Source organism: Streptosporangium vulgare, assembly GCF_042428775.1.
GTDB lineage: Bacteria > Actinomycetota > Actinomycetes > Streptosporangiales > Streptosporangiaceae > Streptosporangium > Streptosporangium vulgare.
The window spans coordinates 719706-742934 of sequence record NZ_JBHMBS010000001.1 but is presented as its reverse complement, the minus strand read 5'-3'; the positions used below and the strand labels follow the sequence as shown (position 1 = coordinate 742934).

17 protein-coding genes are annotated in these 23229 nt (G+C 67.7%); 6 read left to right on the top strand and 11 right to left on the bottom strand.

All coding sequences use genetic code 11. The features are described 5' to 3' along the window. The first annotated feature begins 40 nt into the window (after nucleotides 1-40). Nucleotides 41-583, top strand: a complete 543-nt coding sequence (locus ACFFRH_RS03080; protein WP_344750212.1) for a dihydrofolate reductase family protein — start codon at nucleotides 41-43, stop codon at nucleotides 581-583. Between the two features lie 47 nt (nucleotides 584-630). Here the strand turns inward: ACFFRH_RS03080 and ACFFRH_RS03075 are convergent, their stop codons facing one another. Together ACFFRH_RS03075 and ACFFRH_RS03070 are read right to left on the bottom strand one after the other, a co-directional pair. Next, a complete protein-coding gene (locus tag ACFFRH_RS03075; protein WP_344750211.1) occupies nucleotides 631-1563 on the bottom strand; it encodes a GNAT family N-acetyltransferase in 933 nt (310 codons plus the stop codon). A 58-nt stretch (nucleotides 1564-1621) separates the two neighbouring features. Continuing rightward, on the bottom strand, nucleotides 1622-2410 hold the full coding sequence (locus ACFFRH_RS03070; RefSeq protein WP_344750210.1) for a class I SAM-dependent methyltransferase: 789 nt from the start codon (nucleotides 2408-2410) through the stop codon (nucleotides 1622-1624). Between the two features lie 81 nt (nucleotides 2411-2491). Here ACFFRH_RS03070 and ACFFRH_RS03065 point away from each other — a divergent pair, with 81 nt between their 5' ends. Further along, a complete protein-coding gene (locus ACFFRH_RS03065; protein ID WP_386153910.1) occupies nucleotides 2492-3295 on the top strand; it encodes a hypothetical protein in 804 nt (267 codons plus the stop codon). Between the two features lie 219 nt (nucleotides 3296-3514). On the opposite strand, the gene ACFFRH_RS03060 is transcribed toward ACFFRH_RS03065, so the two are convergent. Further along, complete coding sequence (locus ACFFRH_RS03060) at nucleotides 3515-3748, bottom strand: hypothetical protein (RefSeq protein WP_344750208.1); 234 nt, start codon at nucleotides 3746-3748, stop codon at nucleotides 3515-3517. Further along, nucleotides 3745-4170 (bottom strand): ATP-binding protein, encoded by a 426-nt coding sequence (locus ACFFRH_RS03055; protein ID WP_344750207.1) that lies wholly within the window; start codon nucleotides 4168-4170, stop codon nucleotides 3745-3747. Before ACFFRH_RS03055 ends, ACFFRH_RS03060 begins: the two co-directional genes overlap by 4 nt. Nucleotides 4171-4422: 252 nt before the next feature. Here ACFFRH_RS03055 and ACFFRH_RS03050 point away from each other — a divergent pair, with 252 nt between their 5' ends. The 3 genes from ACFFRH_RS03050 (at nucleotide 4423) to ACFFRH_RS03040 (ending at nucleotide 6006) form a co-directional block, all read left to right on the top strand. Beyond that, a complete protein-coding gene (locus ACFFRH_RS03050) occupies nucleotides 4423-5250 on the top strand; it encodes a helix-turn-helix domain-containing protein (RefSeq protein WP_344750206.1) in 828 nt (275 codons plus the stop codon). After that, the gene (locus ACFFRH_RS03045) at nucleotides 5232-5453 is read left to right on the top strand and encodes a DUF397 domain-containing protein (RefSeq protein ID WP_344750205.1); all 222 of its coding nucleotides are present in this window, start codon (nucleotides 5232-5234) and stop codon (nucleotides 5451-5453) included. The genes ACFFRH_RS03050 and ACFFRH_RS03045 overlap by 19 nt, the downstream gene beginning before the upstream one ends. Nucleotides 5454-5730: 277 nt before the next feature. Further along, nucleotides 5731-6006 carry a hypothetical protein gene (locus ACFFRH_RS03040; RefSeq protein ID WP_344750204.1) on the top strand — a complete coding sequence of 92 codons (276 nt, stop codon included), beginning with the start codon at nucleotides 5731-5733 and terminating at the stop codon, nucleotides 6004-6006. Between the two features lie 244 nt (nucleotides 6007-6250). Here the strand turns inward: ACFFRH_RS03040 and ACFFRH_RS03035 are convergent, their stop codons facing one another. Continuing rightward, nucleotides 6251-11035, bottom strand: a complete 4785-nt coding sequence (locus ACFFRH_RS03035) for a LamG-like jellyroll fold domain-containing protein (protein WP_344750203.1) — start codon at nucleotides 11033-11035, stop codon at nucleotides 6251-6253. A gap of 306 nt (nucleotides 11036-11341) precedes the next feature. Between ACFFRH_RS03035 and ACFFRH_RS03030 the strand changes: the two genes are divergently transcribed. After that, entirely contained in the window at nucleotides 11342-14401 is a 3060-nt protein-coding gene (locus ACFFRH_RS03030; RefSeq protein WP_344750202.1) for a BTAD domain-containing putative transcriptional regulator, read from the top strand. Nucleotides 14402-14494: 93 nt separating this feature from the next. On the opposite strand, the gene ACFFRH_RS03025 is transcribed toward ACFFRH_RS03030, so the two are convergent. From ACFFRH_RS03025 to polA, 6 genes are all read right to left on the bottom strand, one after another. Next, nucleotides 14495-15691, bottom strand: a complete 1197-nt coding sequence (locus tag ACFFRH_RS03025; RefSeq protein WP_386153904.1) for an SLC13 family permease — start codon at nucleotides 15689-15691, stop codon at nucleotides 14495-14497. Nucleotides 15692-15819: 128 nt separating this feature from the next. Further along, complete coding sequence (gene coaE / locus ACFFRH_RS03020; protein WP_344750200.1) at nucleotides 15820-16419, bottom strand: dephospho-CoA kinase; 600 nt, start codon at nucleotides 16417-16419, stop codon at nucleotides 15820-15822. Between the two features lie 333 nt (nucleotides 16420-16752). Beyond that, nucleotides 16753-17208, bottom strand: a complete 456-nt coding sequence (locus ACFFRH_RS03015; RefSeq protein ID WP_344750199.1) for a GNAT family N-acetyltransferase — start codon at nucleotides 17206-17208, stop codon at nucleotides 16753-16755. Nucleotides 17209-17367: 159 nt separating this feature from the next. After that, complete coding sequence (gene rpsA / locus ACFFRH_RS03010; protein ID WP_344750198.1) at nucleotides 17368-18870, bottom strand: 30S ribosomal protein S1; 1503 nt, start codon at nucleotides 18868-18870, stop codon at nucleotides 17368-17370. Nucleotides 18871-19088: 218 nt separating this feature from the next. Then, on the bottom strand, nucleotides 19089-20210 hold the full coding sequence (locus ACFFRH_RS03005) for a polysaccharide deacetylase family protein (protein WP_344750197.1): 1122 nt from the start codon (nucleotides 20208-20210) through the stop codon (nucleotides 19089-19091). Nucleotides 20211-20436: 226 nt separating this feature from the next. Further along, a complete protein-coding gene (polA, locus tag ACFFRH_RS03000; RefSeq protein ID WP_344750196.1) occupies nucleotides 20437-23166 on the bottom strand; it encodes a DNA polymerase I in 2730 nt (909 codons plus the stop codon). Nucleotides 23167-23229 lie beyond the last annotated feature (63 nt).

Genomic DNA, 23229 nt, shown 5'->3' with positions numbered 1-23229 from the left:
AGAACAGGTCAGCCAAAACTGATCCTGACGGAGGTAGCTCATGGGCAAGACGCTGTATTCGGTCACCATGTCACTGGACGGCTTCATCGCCGGTCCCGGCGGTGACATGTCCTGGCTGGCCGAGCACCTCGGCCCCAACCCGACGGTCGACAAGCTCATCGGCGAGATCGGCGCGCTGCTCGTCGGCAACCGCACCTTCCGCGGCGACGACCCTCACCGGGACACGGACGGCGAGGGCAAGGCGTTCGGCGGAGGGTGGAGCGGGCCGCAGTTCGTGCTCACCCACCACATCCCGGACACACCGGTGCCGGGTGTCACCTTCGTCGACGATCTCGGCAGCGGCGTCGCTGCGGCCAAGGCCGCCGCGGGCGAGAAGTACGTCAACATCCTCGGCGCCGACACCGCCCGGCAGTGCCTTGAGGCGGGTGTCCTCGACGAGATCCTCGTGTTCATCGCGCCCGTCATGCTCGGCGACGGCGTCCGGCTGTTCGACCACCCGGGCGGGACCAACGTCAAGCTGGAACGCGTCGGCCTCACCCACGTGCCGCACGCGACGAGCATCTGGTTCCGCGTCGTCGGCTGAGCCGTCCCCGGTGGCGGTTGAGCGTTCCGCCGCCACCACCGGGAATCTCACAGGTCCAATTGGTACTGGAAGGTCCTGTGGGTGGGCCGGTAACCGAGCGAGTCGTTGACGGCCCGCATGTGGGTGTTGCTGTCGGCCGTGTCGGCCAGCAGCCCGCCCAGGTCCGGGTAGCGCTCGCGGGCCTGCCGGATCGCCTCGGCCTTCATCCACCTCGCCAGGCCGTGGCCGCGGTGTTCCGGCAGGACTCCCGTGCCGTAGTGCTGGCCGTCGCCCCTGCCGTCACCGGGGACGACCAGCTCGGTGAACCCGGCGATCGAGCCGTCGGACTCGTCGACGGCGACGACCGTGTGGAGCGACTCGCCCCGGTCCTCGATGGCCTTGGCGGCGGCCCTGACCCGCTCGACGTCCCAGACGACGACCCCGTAGTCGGTGTCGTCCATCGGCATGTCGTCCATCGCCCGGCGGGAGGCCGCGAAGGTGTCGGCCAGCTCGTCCGGCACCGTCCCGTCCCACGAACGCAGCCGGTACCCGGCGGGCGGGCTGCCTGTGATCGTGTCCGCGGTGGCGTGGGCCGACGCGGCGATGTCCGCACTGGCATGGGCCGACGTGGCGTTATTCACGGTGGCGTGGGCCAGCGCGAGCCTGGCGTACGTCAGGGTGAGCACCTTCCTGAACCCCCTCGCCGCCAGGAACAGGTCGCCCGGCGTACCGGCGTCGGCCTGGGCGAGCACGCAGCGCCGCCCCTCCCCCTCGGCGCCCGCCACCGCCCGCGCCAGCAGCTCGGAGCCGACGCCCGCGCGCCGCTCCGCCGGGTGCACGTTCAGCTCCAGCTCAGCCAGGTGGTCCTGGCCCTCACGGTCGAACAGGCGCAGGAACGCCGACCCCACCGGAGCCCCATCGCTACCGGAGGCCAGCCACACCAGCCGGTGACTGGACGCGCTCGGGTGAGGATCGGCCAGCGGGACAATATGAATCGACAAGTCGTCTCCATCGGGGCGACGGTGTCGTCGCGAGTAGAACAGTGATCGTCAACCGGGATCAGGATGCCTTACGGGCGAGGGTGAGCATGTGGCCGCTCACGCCCAGCAGGGAGGGGACCGACTCCAGGCGACGCTGGGCGTCGAGCATGAGAGCGCGGCGTTCGGGGTCGTCGAGCCAGTCGTCGACGTCGCCGTACAGCCAGAAGGCTCCCTCCAGACCGTAGCGGGTGACCTCCGGGAGCCCCGCGTCGGCGAACTCGGCCGGGACGTCGTCGGGGTCGTGCAGGTAGGCGGTGAATCCATCGCCCGGACCGAAAAGGACCCCGTCCGTCAGGGCCGCCTGTGCCGCCTCCCGCGGGCCTTCCCGCAGGTACGACCCCTGGTAGACCATGTCGTGCACGGCCGCGTAGCGGTTGATGGTCGCGGCGGCGACCAGGCCGCCGGGCCGTACCACCCGTACCGCCTCGGCGACCGCGCGGACCCGGTCGGCGCGGTCGGCGAGGTGGTAGAGAGGGCCGAGGAGCAGCACAGCGTCCACGCTCTCGTCGGGCAGCGGCAGCTGCCTGGCGTCACCCTGTCGCGCGGTGACCCCGGCCAGCCGCGCCGCCCGCTCCACGTGCAGCGGCATGGGATCGATCAGCTCGACCCGATGCCCGTCCGCTGCCAGCCACTCCGCGTGCACCCCGGTGCCGCCGCCGACGTCCAGCACCCTGGCCGGAGCCGGAGGCAGCGCCCTGCGCAGCACGTCCTGCGTCCGCCAGAACTCCAGCCGCCCACGCCCCGCGCGGAGCCTGCCGTCTTCCCTGTCCTGCTCGTAGTAGGCGAGCAGTTCCGGTGTCATCGCCATGCTCGATCATGTCTTCGCCCCCGGTCCGCGGGCAAACGAATTAGACGACCGGACGAACAGCAGACATATGCCCTAATGTCCATGACCATGAAAACCCGCGTGATCATGGCGACGGCCGCCGCCTCCGTCCTGCTCTTCCCCGGTACGGCCACCGCCCTCGCGTATCCGGTCGAGGACGCCCCGCTCCTGACCGGCAACGCCCTCTACGCCGCCGGCAAGCTCCCCGCCGCGGGGTGCGCCGACAAACCCGCCAAGGGCAAGACCCTCGCCTCGGTCAAGAAGCACATCAACGCGCTCATCACCTGCATGAACGACACCTGGGGTCCCTACTTGAAGCAGGCCGACCTGTCGTTCGTGGCGCCCAAGGTGGAGATGTACGGGACCACCCTGGAGAAGAAGTACGAGCGCTACTGCTTCGGGGCCAAGAGGAATCCCGCCAAGTCGGAGGTGGTCCACTGCTTCGGGACCTTCCTCTCCGTGCACATCCGTCCCGACTGGATCAAATCTTCCGACGACGTCCCGATCTTCGCGGAGCTGAGTTCCGCCTACGCCGAGCACGTGCTGAGCCTGGTCGACATCACCGAGGGCTACAACGCCCTGCACGCCGACGACGGCGACGAGATCCTGGAGCAGCTCCGCCGCTTCAACCTGCAGGCGAAGTGCCTGGGTGGGATGACCGCGAAGAGCCTGTGGGCCGCCCTCGGCTACCCCGCCAAGGACACCGGGCGCCTGCTGGACCTGGCCAAGGCAGAGGCCGACTCCAAGGGCGAGTTCCGTTACTTCGGCAAGGGCGCCAACCTCGTCTACTGGACCAAGCGGGGTTACTCCACCTCCGATCCTCGCTCCTGCAAGACCTGGAACGCTCCCTCCGCCAAGGTCTCGTAACCCGCTCCGTCCACCGGCTTGGTTCCCGCTCACCGGGACCCGGGCCGGTCTTTTGTTTTTCCGGCGAACGGATTGAATCCGTCGGACGCAACCGGCGCATTCGGAAATTTCATCGGGCATTCGAACGGTCGAGGACCACAATTCGGCTCGCCTGCCGCGCCATCCGTACGCGAAGAACCGCGACCGAACTCGAAAAGAGCTTTTCTGCCCCCTCCCCGATCACCGTCCCTCACGCTCATTCTCGGCCGCCAGGCGGCGCGCCATTTCCCCGAGGGTGACGGCGCACATCACATTGGACAGGTTCCTCCTGTCGAGAACCTCCTCGGACAGGCTTTGCCGGCGTACGGCGTAGTAGCCGCCCCCGACCGCCTCGGAGATGAGCCAGTGCCTGCCGTACCGGGCGACGAGGATGGCTATCGTCCCGGGTCTCGCGTCATCCGGTGTGCCGGTCATCGCCGGGCCAGCTGGAACCAGACGACACGCTTGCGCCCTGCCGCGCCCTCGTACCAGCCCCATGACAGGGCCACCTCGCTGACCAGCCAGAGCCCACGACCGCCCTCGGACTCTTCGTCAGGTTCGGACGGAATCACAGGCACGCAGGTGGATGCCCCCTCGTCGATCACCGCCACCCGGATGACGTCGCCGAGGTTCGCCACCACGACCGTCACCCGGCCTCCGGCGCGTCCCGACTCCGAGTGCCTGACCGCGTTCGAGACCAGCTCACTGACCAGAAGCTCGGCGTCGTACGTATCCGGCTGCCCCGAGTCCTCCAACACTCTTCGCACGTATCGCCGGGCCGTGGAAACCGACCCGGCCACCCCGGGCAGATCCACCCGGCCCAGCAGACCGAGCGCGGGAACCGTTTCGGCACCCATCGGATCACCGCCATTCCTGTGAGAGCGCAGGCGGCGAGAATTCACCTGCCCCAATGACTCCATTAACCAGGCGAATTGTCCATTTAGTTCCTCTGCATCGCCCGGATAAAGTCTTGGCCTATAGAGTGCACACAGTTATGCTGCCGATGCAGAACAGATCGGCCGACGAATTGACGACGAAAAGCCACACGAGCTGTAGGCGTTTGTCGTTCATTTGACGGCCGACGTCATCGCGACGATTGGGAGGCGAACATGGGAAACGATCTCGACCCACGCCTGACACCGGCTCAACGCTTCGGCCGAGAGCTGGGGCGGGCCCGCAGGGAGGCGGGTCTGTCACAGGCCCGGCTGGGGAGTCACCTGGGCGTCTCGTCGTCGTTCATCGGGCACATCGAGACCGGCAACCGGAGGCCCGGCACCAAGCTGGCGACCGACTGCGACAGGTTCTTCAAGACGGACGACCTCTTCACTCACCTCTGCCGCAACATCACCGCCCCCACCGGGCCGGCCTGGTTCCTCAGATGGTCCGACGAGATCGAGCCCCGGGCCCGCGTGCTGCGAAGCTGGGACCCGCTCCTGGTCTCCGGCCTGCTCCAGACGGAGAACTACGCGCGAGCCGTTGTCCGTGGCGGCCTGGCGAGCTCGGAGGAAGAGGTCGAAGACCAGGTCGGCGCCCGCATGCGACGACAGCTGATCCTCAAGAAGGACAGCCCGCCCGTCCTGTGGGCGCTTCTCGACGAATGGGTGCTCCGCCGCCTCGTCGGGGGTCCGGAGGTCATGTGCGAGCAGCTCGACCACCTCATGACCATCGCCGGTCGCCAGAACGTGACGGTGCAGATCGTCCCGCACGACACCTCCTGCACGAGCGGCCTGATGTCCGGATTCGTGCTCGCCCAGCTGGCAGACGCGCCGACCGCCGTCTCCGTGGAGTCCGCGGGTGAAGGCGAAGTCTCGGCGGAACACAAACTGGTAGGCGTCGTCTGGGATCGATATGACAAGATCCGAGCAGAGGCGCATCGTCCCGGCCAGTCGCTAGAGATGATCAAAGAAGCGAGGGACCAATGGAAGCAGCAGACCTGACCGGCCCTGACCTCTCCGGGGCCATCTGGAAGAAGAGCTCCCTCAGCGGCGAGAGCGGCGGAAACTGCGTCGAGGTCGCCGGAAACCTCCCGGGGGCCGTCGCCGTCCGCGACAGCAAGAACCCCACCGGCCCGGCCCTCGTCTTCACGCCGGGCGAGTGGAGTGCTTTCCTCACCGTGGTGAAGTCAGGCCACTTCGACTAACGGCGAAAGGGCGGCTTGTCACGCTCGGCTCATGGGTCATGGGGATTCCACGAATGCGAAGAGAAAAAGCTTGGCGTCCATCGTGAGACTGGCCGGTCGATTGCGGCTTGATCATCGTCGCGTCGGTTACCGGTTCGGTGTGCACCCAATCGGCGGCAGCCTCGGTCTCCCTCACTGAACTGGGCGTTTTAAACGCACTCATCACTCAAGATGCGTGCCGCCACTCAAAAGCGGCGGTGAGTTCCATCCGTGGTCACCGTTATGCCATTCTAGTCTTATGAACGAGCCCCATGCCTCACCCAACGAGCAAAGCCCCGAACTCAGCGGCACCGAATCAATCGTTCGGGCACTGGGAGCCATCGCCCCGCCCAGCAAGACTCGCAATAACGCCTACGTGGTTCGTGGATTCAGTAGCGCACTGATCATCCTCGCCGGAGTTATCGGTTTTCTCTCCGCACTGAACGGAAACGAGAGCTTTGCACCCCTGGCCGTCGTGTTTGCGATCATCGGAATCGGCGGCCGGATCGAAGCAGCGATACGGCTACGGCCCTGAAACAGAGGCCCTAACTTCCCTGCTTTCAGACAGGGGGATCCCGACAACCAGCCCCTGACGGCAGGGTACAGGATAGAGCCATCGCTTCAAATTCGAAAAGCCAGGAAGCCTGCAGGCGCGAGAAGACATGCACAAATGACAGATGCCCCACTTTCCTCCCGCGAGGCGAGGGATCCAGTGGGACATCCGTCATTTAACGAGATGACAGATTGCTAAATCATGATTCCTCTGCCATCCATAACACTTATACCTGATGGGGCCCCCAAGGATCTCCAGGCAGCTGCCATCCACTGTCACACTTAATCCCTATTCGACGATTCTTCCTATTGGGATCCTTGTACGGCAGGAGCAGTTCCGCCTCGAACCCGAACTTGAATGTCCCGATGTGACAAAAGCCGAGTCCTCCACTGCACTCGAACCGGGCGGAGTCGTCCGCCTCATCGGGGTAGTTCAGCAATCGCTTTTTTGGTTCTTCCTGGACTTGCTTGTTGTAACACTCCTTGCCGGCCGTGGCCCCGAATCCCGGAGGGTGGGAGAGTGACAGTGAGCCCACGGTGATGCGAGCGCACAGGTCGAGCGACAGGGACAACTGCATCTTCTCGACCGGCGTGTACTTTCCGTATTTCTTAAGGAATGCCGGTGTCATATATACGCGAGACCATACTCGATGTTTCGCGATATTGAACTTGCTCACCGTGATCGCATTATTTGGCTTCCAGGCCACGACCCCCGAGGCCTCATAAATCATGCCCTTATAAGGGTAAGCCGGACGTGCCGCGAAATTCATGCATGCATTTCCGGATTTTTTGATTGACGTACAGACATGCTCGTTCATGTACTTGGGCCAGCAGGATTCATCCGCTGCGGCGGACGAATACTCCGCGCTGACAGAAGCCGCCGAAACAGTTCGCCCTCCACTCCCGTCGACCTGCCCGTCACCTCCACAATCAGATTCGCCGGAAAGGTCGGTCGGGTCCCTCTCGACCTCCAACGGAACGTCGATAATGGAAAGCCCACCGCAGCGATCGAATACGAAAACTGAGATCGTTGGATCGCTTGGCTCGACGCGCCTGGACGTATTGTTGGCATCCGCCATGGTGACGCTCTGCTCGTCTGCGACCGTTTCATCCCAGGCGCGTTTGACTGCTGCAGTCACATGAACTCTTCCATCACCTGATTCGCGAGGAACAGCGTATTCGATGGTGACGGTGGAGTTGGTACGCGTGACACCCGCCTTACCCATTCCCTCCTTCACGCTCAAGAGCGAGGAATTAAGAAGGGAAAGCTTGGCGGCGGTCGGCTCCTCGGGAGTCACGCCAGGCGCCTGCCACACTGTCTCCGCGCGTCCCTCGAGGACCGCGTCCTGCGCTTCGTAGTAGTCCTTGATGCGATCTGCGTAATCCTGGACGGACGACGTTGCCCGCGTGACAGTGGCCTGCATCGGTACGTCGAGATTTGGGTTACACGTCTGCGATGACCAGCTTGAGGGCGGAGGCGGCGGGGGTGCTTCCTTCGGAGTGACAGTCGCAGATTCCCATTCGCTGGCCCCGAAGTGGGTTCTGGCTCGGACCCTGACGGTATAGGTGACACCGTTGACCAAGCCAGAGATGGCCGCACTTGGATCGACTACCGCGACTGCACGGGCATCACTGCCGTCACGGGATATCTCCACATCGTAGCCCTCCAGGGCCGCCACACTGCCATTTCTTTCTGGCACCCCCCAACTGACGACCGCGCCGCTGTCACCAGGCGAGGCGATCAGGTTGATGACCTGACTGGGAGGCCCCGCGGGGAGGTAGGTCAAGTCAACCGCCAACTGTTCCGCCGCTCCGGACTTTCCAAAAGTGACGCTTTCCTCCTTGTTGGAAGTCAGCATCAGCCACTGATACTCGCTACCGGCGATATCAGCTTGCGGTGTGGCGATGGGGAAGGTGTGGGTGGCATCGGAGTCGATGTCCGCCGCCAAGTCGGACCCCTTGGTCTCGGCCGTCACCTCACTCTTCAGCGGTACCGCGGTGACCACGGTATCGGCCGGGCACGATCCGGCGGGACAGGCCGGTGTTCCAAGTCTGAGGATCGCCTCGGAAACCCCCGCACCATTGGGTAATTCGTTGAGATTGACACCGACGACGCTTGCGACCTTGTCCACCCCAGCCCCACCCAGCTGGATGGTGGAGGAATCCGTGAGCGTACAGGGCGAACCCCCACAGGCCGTCGGGTCGACCTTGGCGGTCTTGATGACGAAGTTGTCCTTGAGCAGGGTCAGATGGTTGACGGTCTCGGTAGGCGGCTCCGGCGGGGTGCCAGGAATGGTGAAACCGACCGGGGCCGTCTTGGCCGTGCAGACTTCCAGCGCACACGCCTGCATCTGCCAGGTGTAGGTCCCGCCGAGTTGGACGGTTTTCTCAGGAACCTGGAAAGACACACGCTCCCCGCCGTTGACCGCGCGTACGCCGAGCGGTGCCGTGCCGACCGGCGCGCCAGTGCTGTCGTACAGGTAGTACTTGGCGGTGACCGGTCCGCCCGAGGGGCGGTTGACCATGCCTGACAGGATCGGCCTGGTGGGGTCGGCCATGCCGGTCTCGGCGTCCGTGGGGACGTACGGCGCGTCGGTGGTGATGCGGTAGTACGGGCTCTCGCTGCAGGTGATGGGGGTTGCCCCGTTGATGCAGGCCCTGACAGAGATCTTGAAGCTGTCGACGTTGCTGACGTCGTAGGTGATGGACGCGGCCTGGCCGGAGGGCAGGTTGGCGTTGGTGGGCGGGGTGAGGTTGAGCATCCACTGGATCTCGGTGGGGCTCAGGGCGCGGTCGTAGGCGCGGATCTCGTCGTAGCCGGCCTTGACCCAGGGGTAGCTGTAGCCGCCGCGGCTGCCGGCGCCGAGCCAGAAAAGCCGGTCGGCCTGCCAGGGGGTGACGGTGTGGTCGGCCTCCGCGGACTGGACGCCGTTGACGTACAGGCGGATCTTCTTGGCGGCGGCGTCGTAGACACCGGTGAGGTGGGTCCAGACACCGATCTGCGCCGCGGCGGAGGACTTGATCTCCGTCGCCGCGCTGGTGGCGGTGTCGGTGTGGTGCATCAGCATGTTCCACTTACGGCTGGCGGAGTCGTACCCCACGACGAAGGCGCTGTTGACCGAGCCGCCCTGGCTGATCAGCGCGGCGGATTCGGTCCCGGAGTCCAGGCGGACCCAACCGGCCACCGAGAAGCTCCTGTCGGTGCGCAGCACCGGCCTTTGAGTGGCGGCGAAGGAGGGGGTGGCGGTGACTCCGTTGAGGAAGAGCGCCTTGCCGTCCTTTCCGTCGATCATCGAGTAGCGACCGCTGACGAAGCTCAGCGGATTGTTCTTGCCGCTGGAGTCCGTGCCCTCCGTGCCCTCGGTGAAGCTCCACTTGCCGACCTCGCCACCACCGGTCGTCCAGGAGGGAAGCGGCGCGGTGGACTCGACCACGGAGACGTAGTAGTCGATGTTCCTTCCATCGACCGAGGTGGACTTGTAGCCGACCTTGGCCGAGCTCTTACGCACGATGGCGTGGTCGCCGTCCATCGAGTCGACCGACTCGGCGGTGACCGTGGGGATCTCGGGCGGCAGGAGGTACTGGGTGATCAGCTTGGGCGGGGTGGCGCCGGTGCCGGTCGTCTCCGCCGAGTGGAAGACCGCGGAGTAGGCGTTGTAGCGGTCGACGCTCTCGGTGGGCCCGCTGAGCTCGACACCGTAGTTGGGCTGGCCTCCGGCCCAGGCCTTGACCCAGTTGGTGATGGGCCAGGTCATCACGCCGGGGGTGAGAACACCCGTGGTCGGGCAGGGGGTGCTCACGAAGTCGGTGGTACCCGAGGGCTTGTTGGACCAGGTCATCCAGCCCGGGGTCCAGTCGGCGCCGAGGCGGGTGGCGTAGATCTTGCCGTTGCCGCGCAGGTGACAGGAGGGCGACTCGGTGCGCCACAGCTGCATGGTGGAGGAGACGATGGGTTTGCCCGCCAGACCGGCGACGTCGAACTTCAGGTATGAACGCCAGTAGTTCATCGCGTCCACCCCCCTGCAGCTGTAGTACGCCGCGCCGATCTTCAGCAGCGTCGCCCCCGGCTGGTCGTAGGTATTGCAGTCGGCGCCGCTGGAGAGCAGCGTGTCGGTCTTGACGGTGAGGGTGGAGGTGGGGTCGACGACGACGGGGAAGGTGGTGGCGGGGTCGGCCAGCCACCCGGCGTCCGGCTTGAGGACCAGCGTCCGTTCGCCTCCGTCCTCGACGACGGAGGTGGCGATCGGCGCGCTGCGCGGTGCGGCGGTGGTCTTGGGGTCTCGCGCGTCGGCGCCGGTGCTGTCCCACATCACCGGCTTCGGCGCCCGGGCGACGACCTTGTCCTTGGCGTCGGTGAGCTCCAGGCCACCCCGCTTGGACACGGCGAGGGTCAGTTCGTGGGAATCCACCGGGATGCGGATCTCCAGCGGCCCCGTGGGGCGCTCCCGCAGCACCACGTCGTGCCGGAAACCGGTGGGCAGGGCCGTGACGACCAGGTCGGCCGCGGGCCCGGCGGCATCCGGGTAGGTGGCGACGTTGCCCTTCACCACCGGACGCGGCAGCCTCCCGTCCCACGACAGGCTGAGACTCTGCTCCGCCTCCCGCTTCATCACGGCGAACGGAGCGTCGTCCCCGCCGAGGGAGAAGGCGAGGTCGGCCTTGGCCACCTTGGGCCTGAGGACGCCGTCCTTCTCCACCAGCGTGGTGTCGATCCACGCCCACGAACCGTCCTGCCGCTTGACCTGGGCGGGGCCCGAGTACGACTCCGTCTTCAGGCTGCCGTCCGGAAAGGCCCAGGTGCGCGAGGTCTCGGTGAAGGCTCCGATGGCCTCGACCGGTTTGTTCTGCTTCCTGGCCTCCGCGACCGCCGCGCGCAGCGCAGCGTCAGGGTCCTCCGGACGGGGGAACGGCGTCTGGACGGGTGCCGTGGGGGCGGCCGTGGGAGTGGGGGCCACCTGTGCTTCGGCGCCGCCCGACACCAGGAGCGACGCAGCCAGGGCCAGGACGGTCACGACCGTGGTCGCGCCCCGTCTGTTCGGTCCGCGCCGTGAAGGCGGCGCGAAAGGACGGTTCGGTAAGGGAATCCCCACCGGTTCCTCCATTAGGAAAGGGAGACTGACGGCCGGGCATGGGAATGGGAGGGCCCGGCCGGAGATGATCACGTCAAGCATCCAGGACAATGCTGTTGATCTTGTCGTATGGAGTGTCCTAACCTTGTCCTCTGTCCGCACTTCGCGTATTCACGGGAACGAGGGGCGTATGAGGCAGTCCGGGACAGGAAATACGCACCGGCCGAACGCGCACCGCCTCGCCCGGCGATGAACGAGAAGAAATCCGGAACACGGCTTCGTGTCCTCGGCCCGGTCGACATATGGCGTGACGAGCACTCGGTCAGCGTCCTGGGCCCCAAGCAGCGGACACTCCTCGCCCTTCTCGTCGTACGGGCGAATCGGGTGGTCCCCCACGACCGGCTGCTGACGGCCCTGTGGGCGGGGAAGCCTCCGGCGACCAGCAGGCGGCTGCTCCACAACTACCTGTGGTCCGTACGGCGGCTGCTCGGCGACGCGAACGCGCTGGTGGGAACGCCTACCGGCTACACCCTGCGGTTGCGCCCCGGTGACTCCGACCTCGACGTCTTCCTCTCCGAGACGGCGGCGGGCCGCTCCGCCATGGCCGCGGGAGATCCAGCGAAAGCCTCCGAGCGGCTCGGCTCGGCGCTGGCGCTGTGGCGCGGTCCCGCGCTCGACGGCACACAACCCGATTTCCAGGCCGTCGAAGGGGCCGCGCTCGAGGAATTACGTGTCACCGCGCTTCTCGATCGCATTGACGCGGACCTCGTTCTGGGCCGCCACGCGGAATTGATCGGGGAATTGCGGCTGCTGGTGGCGGAACATCCCCTGAACGAGGGTTTTCGCGGCCAGCTGATGCGCGCGTTTCACCGAATCGGCCGTACGGCGGAGGCGCTGGAGGAATTCAGGGCCGCCCGGCGGCACTTCCGCGAGGAGCTCGGGCTGGATCCGGGAGAGGAACTCGTCCGGCTGCACCAGTCGATTCTCGCGGGAGAACCCGTCACCGGGAGCATCCCGGCGGAACGTGCCCGCATTTCGTCGACCGCGGTCGTACCCCGGCAACTGCCGGCCGACATCGCCCGCTTCACCGGCCGTGAGGAGAGCCTGCGCCGCCTGGACCTCCTGCTGTCCGGGGAGCCGGGCGGCGCGTCGGCCGTGGTGATCACCGCCATCACCGGCACCCCGGGCATCGGCAAGACCGCGCTCGCCACGCGGTGGGGACACCGCGTGACGGACCGGTTTCCCGACGGGCAGCTGTACGTGAACCTCCACGGCTACTCACGGGGACAGCCGGTCACCGGCGCGCAGGCGCTCTACCAGCTCCTGAGAGGGCTCGGGGTCGCCACCGACGAGATTCCCCACGAGGTCGACGAGCGGGCGTCGATGTACCGGTCACTCCTGGCCGGCAGGCGGATGCTCGTGGTGCTCGACAACGCGGCGAAAGCGGAGCAGGTACGTCCCCTGCTGCCCGGCTCGTCGCTGTGCAAGGTGGTCATCACCAGCCGGGACTCCCTGCGAGGACTCTCGGTGACGCACGACGTCCACTCCCTCACCCTCGACCTGCTCTCACCCGGCGAGGCGAGGACGCTGCTCGGCGCCGTCCTGGGTGAGGATCGGATCCGCGACGAGCCCGGGGCCGTGCTCGAACTCGCCCGCCTCTGCGGTCACCTCCCGCTCGCGCTGCGGCTGGCGGCCGCGCACCTGAGCAGCCGGCCCACGCTGTCCGTCGCCGACTTCGTGACCAGGCTTCTCCGGGAGAACCGGCTGACGGCGCTGGACATCGAGGAGGACCCGCACATAGGCGTACGGGCCGCCTTCGAGACGTCCTACCGGAGTCTTCCCGAGCCCGCTCGGCGAACCTTCAGGTTGCTGGGCCTTCATCCCGGCCCGGACATCGGCGTCGACGAGGTCGTCGCCCTGGCTCACTCGTCCGTCGACGACGTCCGCGCGGCCCTCGACACGCTCATCGGCGCCCACCTCGTCCAGCACGGCATCGCTGGGCGTTTCGTCGTGCACGACCTGGTGAGCCTGTTCGCCCGCGAACGCGCCGAGGCCGACGACAGCGAACCGGTTCGCCGTGGCGCGCTGACCCAGCTGTTCGACTGGTATCTGCACACGACCAAGGCGGCCATGGAACACGTGAACACCGACTACAGCGGGATCACGCTCGTCTCCGAGCCTCCGTCGCACGGGATCCCGGTCTTCGACGATCATGATTCCGCCACGAGATGGCTCGACGCGGAGTATCCGGCACTCATATCGGCCGTCAACCACGCCGCCGAACACGAATGGTTCGGCTACGCGTGGCAGATCGCGTACACGCTGGACTACTTCTTCTATCTCAGGGACCGCATCGACGACTGGGTGACGGTCCACCAGACCGCCCTCTCCGCTGTGCGCCAGGCCGGTGACCGGCATGGGGAGGGGCGGGTGCTGAACGCGCTGGGCACGGCGAACATGTTCTCCGGGAAAATCGAGAGGTGTCTTGACTACCAGCGGCAGGCCCTGGACCTCAGCCGGACGGCCGGGGACCGGAAGGAGGAGGCCTACGCCCTGGGCCGGCTCGGATACAGCCTGCTGTGGGCCGGGGACTTCCGGCAGGCGATACAGAACTGCGTGCGGGCGATCGAACTGTTCAGCCGGCTCGGCGACGAACACGGCGAGGCGACGGTGACCTTCACCCTGGGAATCGCCCATCTCAGGCTGGGGCATTCGCTGGACGCGCTCCGCTGCGTCGAACGCTGCCTGGCCTTCGAGCGCAAGGCGGGCAACCGCAACGACGAGGCGTACACACTCAAAGTCCTGGGCGACGTCCACGAGAGCCTGGGGGATCTGACGACCGCCCTGGACCTGTATCAGCAGTCCATCCAGCTGAACAGGGAGGTGGGCAACCGCCGATTCGAGGCGAACTCCGTCAACGGCATCGGAAGGATACGCCGACGGCAGGGACGTCACGCCGAAGCCCTCGAACACCACCGGAACGCCCTCGCCTGGGCGAGGGAGGGAGGAGACCAGTACACCGAATGCGAGATCCTGCTGGACCTGGGAACGACCCTGCTGGAAACCGGAGACGGACGGGCCGCGCTGGAGAACCAGCAGGCCGCCCTGGACGCGGCTCTCACCGTCAAGGATCCGTACCTGCTGGGGCTCGCCCACGACCACCTCGCCCACGCGCTGCACGCGCTCGGCAGGACCGACGAGGCCAGGTCCCGTTGGAAGTCGGCTCTCGACATCCTCTCCCCCATGGGTGTCCCAGAGGCCGGGAAGATCGCCGAGCGGATGCGCGAGACGACGGCCCGCGCGATGTGATCACCACGACGGAACCCGCCGCCTCCAGAAGCGTGACCACGACGCCCGTGACCCCGCGCGTCAGGACACCGTACGCCTGCCTCCGGCCGCAGCTCAGGCCGTGAGCAGCAGCGCCGCCACCGTGGCGGTGACCCCCACCACGACCAGCACGGTCCCCGTCAGGACGAACGTGAGCATCGGCACCCGCACTCCCCTGCGGCGGCACCACTCGAACCACAGCAAGGTGGCGAGGGAGGCCCACGGGGTGATCACCGGGCCGACGTTGGTGCCGATGAGCAGGGCGAGCAGCAGGTCCCGGCTCCCCGGCGGGATGGCGTGCTCCACCACCGTGTAGGCGGGCAGGTTGTTGATCAGGTTGGCCAGCACCGCGCCGACGGCCGCCACACGGTAGGCCCCGTCGCCCCCCGGGCCCCCGGAGGTCCCGACGAGAGAGCTCATCACCGAGGCCAGGCCGTACCGGCTCAGGGTGGGCACCACCAGGAACAGGCCGACGACGAAGACGAGCAACTGCCAGGGAAACAACGCGAAGGTGAGCTTCGAGCGGTCACGCCAGGCGAAGGCGGCGACCATCAGCGCCGCCCCGCCCAGGGCCGCGAACTGGATCGGCAACTCCAGCAGGATCGCCGCGACGAACAACACGCACGCCGAGACCGCGATCCCGAACAGCACCGGATCGGCGACCGGGCCAGGGATCGGCGGTTCGTAGCGGGCGGTCCCGCGCCGGCCACGGCGCCAGAAGAACAGCCACAGGAAGACCATGGTGACCGCGATGGAGACGAGCTGGGGCAACCAGAGCCGTCCGGCGAACTCGCGGGCGGACATGCCGAGCCGTTCCACGGCCAGCAGGTTCGTCAGGTTCGACACCGGCAGGAGCAGGGCGGCGGTGTTGGCCAGCCAGAGGGTCGTCATGGCCAGCGGCAGCGCGGCGATTCCCGTCCTGGCCGCGAGGGCGAGCATGACGGGCGTCAGCAGCACCACCGTGGTGTCCAGGTTCAGGAAGATGGTGACCAGCGAGGCGAAGGCCGTGCACAGCAGGAACAGCGCGACGTGGTTCCCCCGCCCCACCACCGCCAGCCGGGTCGCGATCACGTCGAAGAGCTGGGCCTCCTTGACGAGGTCCGCCAGGATGATCACGGCTGCGAGGAACAGCAGGATGGGCGCGATCCGCTCCATCTCGCTCCAGGCCTCCTTGAGGGGGAGCAGGCCGGTCGCGACGAACAGGAGGCCGAGGCCGAGCAGTCCGAAGCGGATCCGATCCAGAACGCTCAATCGCCGCAGCACGTCGGACATGCTCGCATGCCTCAACTGCGCTAACAGGGCCGGGGGTACCTCGCTCAAGCGCCGGCTCGGGCCGCCGGGATGATCCCATGGGGACGTGGCTCAAACGAACGCCGAGATCCCCGGACGAGCCCTCCCGCTCAGGTGGTGGCGCGGGAGGTGAGATCGGCCCAGATGTCGTCCATCCGGGCCTCCAGCTCCTCCAGGGTCCCCTCGTTCGGGACGACGATGTCGGCGATCTCCAGCCGCTCCTCGCGGGTCGCCTGGGCGGCGAGCCTGGCCCTGGCGTCCTTCTCGCTCATGCCGCGCAGCTCGATCAGCCGGGCGACGCGCACCTCGTCGGCGGCGTCGACGACGATCACCACCTCGTACATGGGGGCGAGCTTGTTCTCGGCCAGCAGCGGCACGTCGTAGATCACGATGCTGCCGGGAGCCGCCTGTTCCTGCAGCTCGGCGACCCTCGCGCCGACGAGGGGGTGGACGATCGCGTTGAGGGAGGCGAGTTTCTCGGAGTCGGCGAAGACGATCGAGCCGAGCTTCTCCCGGTCGAGCGAACCGTCCTCGCGCAGGACACCCGTGCCGAAGACGCCGGTCACGCGTGCCAGCCCGGGGGTTCCCGGCTCGACCACCTCTCTGGCGATCTTGTCGGCGTCGATGACCACCGCGCCACGGGCGCCCAGCCGCTGGGAGACCTCGCTCTTGCCGGACCCGATGCCGCCGGTAAGCCCCACCTTCAACATGATCCGCAGCATACGCCGTACGGACCGCGCTCCGGCTCGGTCGGCGACGGGGTCTTCACCTCGGGTCGCCGGGCCGGGAGCGCCCGAGGTCGCCGTTCACCCCGTCGTACGAGGTGGCCGCCCCTTCGGCAGGGGGCGCAAGCACCGCTCCGGCGGGGGCCGGAAGCACCCCTCAGGACCCACCGGTTGGCGGCCTCGGGGCCGACGCCCTGCGGCGCACCCCGGCGAGCAGGCAGGAACCGCCCATCTCGGCGCCGGAGGTCGCGCCTGCCGCCCTTCGGGCCGCGACGCTCACCGGACACCGACCGGGGTACGGGAACGCCTCTGGAGCGCTCACGGCTCCCTGCGCATGTGCACCAGCGTCAGGTGGTCGCTCATCGGCTCCCTGCGGGTCTCGCGGTAGCCGTGGCGGCGGTAGAGGCGCAGGTTGCCCTCCGACAGGTGGCCGGTGAACAGGTCGAAGGCGAGGGCAGTGGCGGCCTCGTCGTGCAGGGCCGTCAGCAGGGATCCGCCGATGCCCGCGCCCTGCCGGTCGGGGGCGACCACCAGGCGGCCGACCAGGCAGGTCGTGCCGGACATCCGGCCGCGGACCGCCCCCACGATCCTCGCCCCGTCGCGGGCGACGAGCACGGTGGCCGTCTCGACGGCCTTGCGGACCTGGGCGGCCGACTCCACGAGCGGCGGGATGAACGGGTCGCCGTAGAGCTGGGCCTCACCCACGTAGGCGGCGCGCTGCACGGTCAGGATCTCGCCCGCGTCCTCGGGCTCCGCCACCTCGATCACGATCACGGCGTCACCCTAGCGGCCGGGCGGGAGACCGGGCGAGGCCGGACGGCCGTCGCCGGGGGCCATCTCGAAAACACCTCGACAACGCGGAAAGGGCCCCGCCGGAGCGGGGCCCTTCCTTCGATCTTCTACCGCGTTGTCAGCTCGGCGCCGTGGGCACCGTCAGTTCTGGCCGCCCGCGAGCTTCTCGCGCAGAGCCGCGAGAGCCTCGTCGGAGGCCAGGGCGCCCGCCGCCGGAGCGGAGGAGCCACTGCTGCTGGAGGCGCCGGTGGAACCCGAGGACGGGGTCTCGCCGGAGTAGGACGTGGGGGCCGCCTCGCCCGCCTCGGCCTCGGCCTTGCGGGCCTCCTCGACCTGCTTCTTGTGAGCCTCGAAGCGGGTCTGAGCCTCGGCGTACTGCCGCTCCCACTCCTCGCGCTGCTTGTCGAAGCCTTCGAGCCACTCGCCGGTCTCGGAGTCGAAACCCTCGGGGTAGATGTAGTTGCCCGAGTCGTCGTAGGTCGCCGCCATGCCGTACAGCGTGGGGTCGAACTCGACGTCGGCGCCGATCGCGCCCTCGTTCGCCTGCTTGAGCGACAGCGAGATCCGGCGGCGCTCCAGGTCGATGTCGATGATCTTCACGAAGATCTCGTCGCCGACCTGGACGACCTGCTCGGGGATCTCGACGTGGCGCTCGGCCAGCTCGGAGATGTGGACCAGGCCCTCGATGCCCTCCTCGACGCGGACGAACGCACCGAACGGCACCAGCTTGGTGACGCGGCCCGGGACGACCTGACCGATCTGGTGGGTGCGGGCGAACTGCTGCCAGGGGTCTTCCTGCGTCGCCTTGAGCGACAGGGAGACGCGCTCGCGCTCCATGTCGACGTCGAGCACCTCGACGGTGACCTCCTGGCCGACCTCGACGACCTCGGAGGGGTGGTCGATGTGCTTCCAGGAGAGCTCGGAGACGTGGACCAGACCGTCGACGCCGCCGAGGTCGACGAACGCACCGAAGTTGACGATCGAGGAGACGACGCCCTTGCGGACCTGACCCTTCTGCAGGGTGTTGAGGAACGTCTGGCGAACCTCGGACTGGGTCTGCTCGAGCCAGGCGCGGCGGGACAGAACCACGTTGTTGCGGTTCTTGTCGAGCTCGATGATCTTCGCTTCGAGCTCGCGGCCCACGTACGGCTGGAGGTCGCGGACGCGCCGCATCTCGACCAGGGACGCCGGCAGGAAGCCGCGCAGGCCGATGTCGAGGATGAGTCCACCCTTGACGACCTCGATGACCGTGCCGGTGACGATGCCGTCCTCGTCCTTGATCTTCTCGATCGTGCCCCAGGCCCGCTCGTACTGAGCGCGCTTCTTGGACAGGATCAGGCGGCCTTCCTTGTCCTCCTTCTGGAGGACGAGGGCCTCGACGTGCTCGCCAACCTCGACGACATCCGCCGGGTCGACATCGTGCTTGATCGAGAGCTCGCGCGAGGGGATGACACCCTCGGTCTTGTAGCCGATGTCGAGCAAAACTTCGTCTCGATCGACCTTGACGACGGTGCCCTCGACGATGTCGCCGTCGTTGAAGTACTTGATGGTCAGGTCGATCGCTGCGAGGAACTCTTCCTCGGAGCCGATGTCGTTGACCGCTACCTGCGGGGTGCTCGAGGTGGCCTCAGTGCTGCTCGTCATGTGTGGAGTTGCTCCGAACGCGGACAGATGTCGATGTGGCGAACGCGCGGCAGGCCTCTTACCGTCAACCGAAGAAAACATCGGTGTGATCGAGCGCGAGCCCACTCCGTCCGAGACACGCGCGAGCCCACAACGCAGCGATCAGCATATGAGACCAGACGGGTATGGTCAATCCGACGACTCTACGCGCCCGCGTGCCGAAAGGATAACGATCTCGCCTAATAGGCGTTGATCTTCTGCCTCCGGTCCGCCCTGATATTACCGCGAAGCCCGCGTGGGATGGAGATCCGGTCGGGGTCGCCGTCGGCCGTATAGCGCTCGCGAGGATGCTTGTCCAGCCACCCGAGCCAGTACTCCGAACACCACTTGCGGCACTCCCCCTTCCTGCCGTTGCTCTGGATCCGCTGGATCGCGCGCCAGTCGTAGTTCTCGACGAACGGCGAGACCGACGGTTCGGCGCCGGCGAGGAAGACGCCCTTGAACTGATAGGAAACGCCGTCCCATTTTCCCTTCTGCACGGTAGATCTTTTGCGGGGCATCGCGCCGAACGGCAGCGCCAGCGTCTCGGAGGGGGGAACGCCGAGCCTCTTCAGCAGCCTCTCGACCTTGGCCACCTGCTCGGTGACCTTCTTCTTGGGCAGGCGCGGCAGGTGGGGGTGGCTCCAGGTGTGGTTGGCCACCTCGAAGCCCCGCGAGGCCAGCCAGCGCACCGCCCGCTCCTGGTCCTCGCGCTCGCGCAGCCCGAACGGGTACCGGTTGACCCAGAAGGTGGCCACCGGCCGGAACCCGGGGTACTTCACGGCGACCTGGTAGATGATGCCGACCGCGGTGTCCTTGGCCGGGGTGCCGTCCGCGTCGAGGGCGAAGTGGCTGGGGTGGCCGTCGTCGAAGGTGAGCACGACCGGGTGCTTGCCCGCCGGGATGTCCATCCTCCCGGTGGCGAACTCCCGCGCGGTGACCGGCACGTAGCCGCCCCTGGCGAGCTTCTCCAGCTCCTTGCGCACCTGGGCGGGGGTGCGGTCGATGGAGGCCAGCCTCTTGCGGGTGATCCGGTGGTACATCAGGATCGGGACCACCCCGGCCTCGTTCGCCTTCACCTGCCGGGCGAACTCCTCCGAGGCGGTGATCGGCGGCGGCAGCTCGGCCGAGGGCAGGTCGGGCGCCGGCGAGGGGGGCGCGGACGGCGGCGGTGACGGCGAGCCACTGCCGGTCGTGCCCGGCCGGGTCGCGCCGGGTGGCGCGGAGGCCGGCGGGAGCACCAGGAGCACCACCACCGCCACCACGACGACCAGCACGTTGGCCAGTAGGATGATCTTCGTCAGGGGGATTGGACTCCGCACAGAACTCCCGTGCCCGTCGAGCTTCTCGGCTTGGATCACCAGCCTAGAACAGACTCGGACAGGCCCGGCCAATCAGCGAAGTCCGGCATCCGGCGATCGGTCTCCTCCCCCGGGAGACGCCCGGGGAGACGCTTCGGGGAGCGTTTCGCGGGGAGCTACCGCCGGTTCACCCTGGGACCGCCGATCCCCCGGAGGCGCTCCGGGGAGCACCTCCCGCGGGCGGCCGTCAGTGCCCGGCGTCCTCCCAGGTGCGGCCGACGCCCACCGAGACGGCGAGCGGGACGCGCAGGGAGTACGCGGCGTTCATCCGGTCGGTGACCAGCTCCCGCAGGGTCTCCAGCTCGCCGGGGGCCACCTCGAACACGAGCTCGTCGTGGACCTGCAGCAGCATCCGGGAGCCGAGGGCCGCCTCCTTCAGCGCGCCCTGCACGTTGAGCATGGCGACCTTGATGATGTCGGCCGCCGATCCCTGGATGGGCGCGTTGAGCGCCATCCGCTCGGCGATCTCGCGGCGCTGGCGGTTGTCGCTGTTGAGGTCGGGCAGGTAGCGGCGGCGGCCGAGGATGGTCTCGGTGTATCCGTCGTTCCTCGCCTGGGCGACGATCGCGTTGAGGAAGTCGCGGACGCCGCCGAACTCCTCGAAGTATTCCTCCTTGAGCGCCCGCGCCTCGGAGACCGGGATGTTGAGCTGCTCCGACAGCCCGAAGTCGGACAGGCCGTAGGCGAGGCCGTAGTTCATCGCCTTGATCTTGGCCCGCATCTCCCCGGTGACCTTCCCCGGCTCGACGTCGAAGACCCGGGCCGCGGTGGCCATGTGGAAGTCGTGCCCGGACTCGAACGACGCGATGAGCGCCTCGTCCCCGGACAGGTGGGCCATGACGCGCAGCTCGATCTGGCTGTAGTCGGCGGTGAGCAGGGTCTCGAAGCCCTTGCCGACCACGAAGCCCTGCCGGATGCGGCGGCCCTCGGCGGTGCGGATCGGGATGTTCTGCAGGTTGGGCTTCTCCGAGCTGAGCCGCCCGGTGACCGCGATGATCTGGTTGAACGTGGTGTGGATGCGGCCGTCGTCGGCGATCTCCTTGATCAGGCCCTCGACCGTGACCTTCAGCTTGGCCTGGTCGCGGTGGCGCAGCATGATCGTCGGCAGCTCGTGCTCGGTCTGCGCGGCGAGCCAGGCCAGCGCGGAGGCGTCGGTGGTGTAGCCCGTCTTGGTCTTCTTCGTCTTGGGCAGGTTGAGCTTGACGAACAGGATCTCCTGGAGCTGCTTGGGCGAGCCCAGGTTGAACTGCTCGCCGCCCACGGAGGCGTGGGCGGCCTCGACGGCCTGCTTCACCGCGGCGCCGAACTCGGCCTCCAGACCGCTGAGATACTCCCGGTCGGCGGCGATGCCGGCCCGCTCCAGCTCGGCCAGCACGGTGACGAGCGGCAGCTCCACGTCGCGCATGAGGTGGGTGCCCCCCAGCGGCTCCAGGAACGCCTCCAGCGCGTCGGCGAGCTCGCCGACCGCCAGCGCCCGCAGGGCGAGGTCGCGGGCGCCGTCGTCGTCCTCGGCGTCGAAGAGACTGGCCTGGCCGCCGTTGTCGGCCTCGCTGCGCAGCTCGCGCCGCAGGTAGACCCGCACGAGGTCCTCCAGCGGGAACGAGCGCTGCCCCGGCATCGCCAGGTAGGCGGCGAGCGCCGTGTCGCAGGTGAGGCCGCGCAGCTCCATGCCCTGCGCCCACAGCGCGAGCATCGGGCCCTTGGCGTCGTGCACGGCCTTGGGCTTCGAGGCGTCGGCCAGCCACTCGCGCAGGGCCGCCTCGTCGGCCTCGGTGAGCCTGGTCGGGTCGATGAACGCCGCGCCGGACCCGCCCTTCGCCGCCCGCCCCGCCTCCGCGCCCGCCCCGGCCGCCGCGATGGCGATGCTGTCGACGCGGCCGGTGCCGCTGCCGTACGTGCCCTTGAAGGCGAGGCCCGCGCGGCCCTCGGGGAGCGCGCGCAGCCACGGGCCCACCTCGTCGGGGCCCAGGGTGACGACCTCGACCTCGAAGCCCTCCTCGGCCTCGGTCTCGGCCGAGCCGATCGTCTTGAACAGCCGGTCGCGGATCTCGCCGCGGAACTCCAGCGTGTCGAGGATCTTGTTGATCTCCTCGCGGTCGGGCGCGCCGATCTCCAGGGCGGTGACCTCGTGCTCCAGCGGCACGTCGCGGATGAGCTGGGTGAGCCGCCGGTTCATCAGCACCTGGTCTAGGTGGTCGCGGAGCTTGTCGCCGACCTTGCCCTTGACCTCGTCGACGCGGTTGACCAGCTCCTCCAGCGAGCCGAACTCGCGGATCCACTTGGCCGCGGTCTTCTCGCCCACGCCGGGGATGTTCTTCAGGTTGTCGCTGGAGTCGCCGCGGATGGCCGCGAAGTCCGGATACTGGGCCGGGGTGAGCTCGTACTTCTCCAGCACGGCCTCGGGGGTGAACCGGGTCATGTTGCTGATGCCGATGCGGGTCATCAGCACGGTGATCCGCTCGTCGACGAGCTGCAGCGCGTCACGGTCGCCGGTGACGACCAGCACGTTCATGTCCTGCTCGGCGGCGCGGGTGGCGAGGGTGGCTATCAGGTCGTCGGCCTCGTATCCGGCCAGCGACAGGTGCGGCACGCGCAACGCGTCGAGCACCTCGTGGATCAGGCTCATCTGGCTGCGGAAACTGTCGGGGCTCGCGCTCCGGTTCGCCTTGTAGTCGGCGTACTCCTCGTGGCGGAACGTGGGCTCGGAGCGGTCGAAGCAGACCGCCACGTGGGTCGGCCGCTCGTCGCGGAGCACGTTGACCAGCATCGAGGTGAAACCGTAGACCGCGTTGGTCGTCTGGCCCGTGGTGGTGGAGAAATTCTCCTCCGGCAGGGCATAGAACGCCCGATAGGCCAGTGAATGCCCATCCAGCAGCAGGAGACACGGACGAGTGGGGGTCGCTTCGCTCTTCGGCACACCGAAAGCCTAGTCTCCTGGTGCGACAGAAAACCTGGCCTCGTACGACAGGAGACGCCCCCT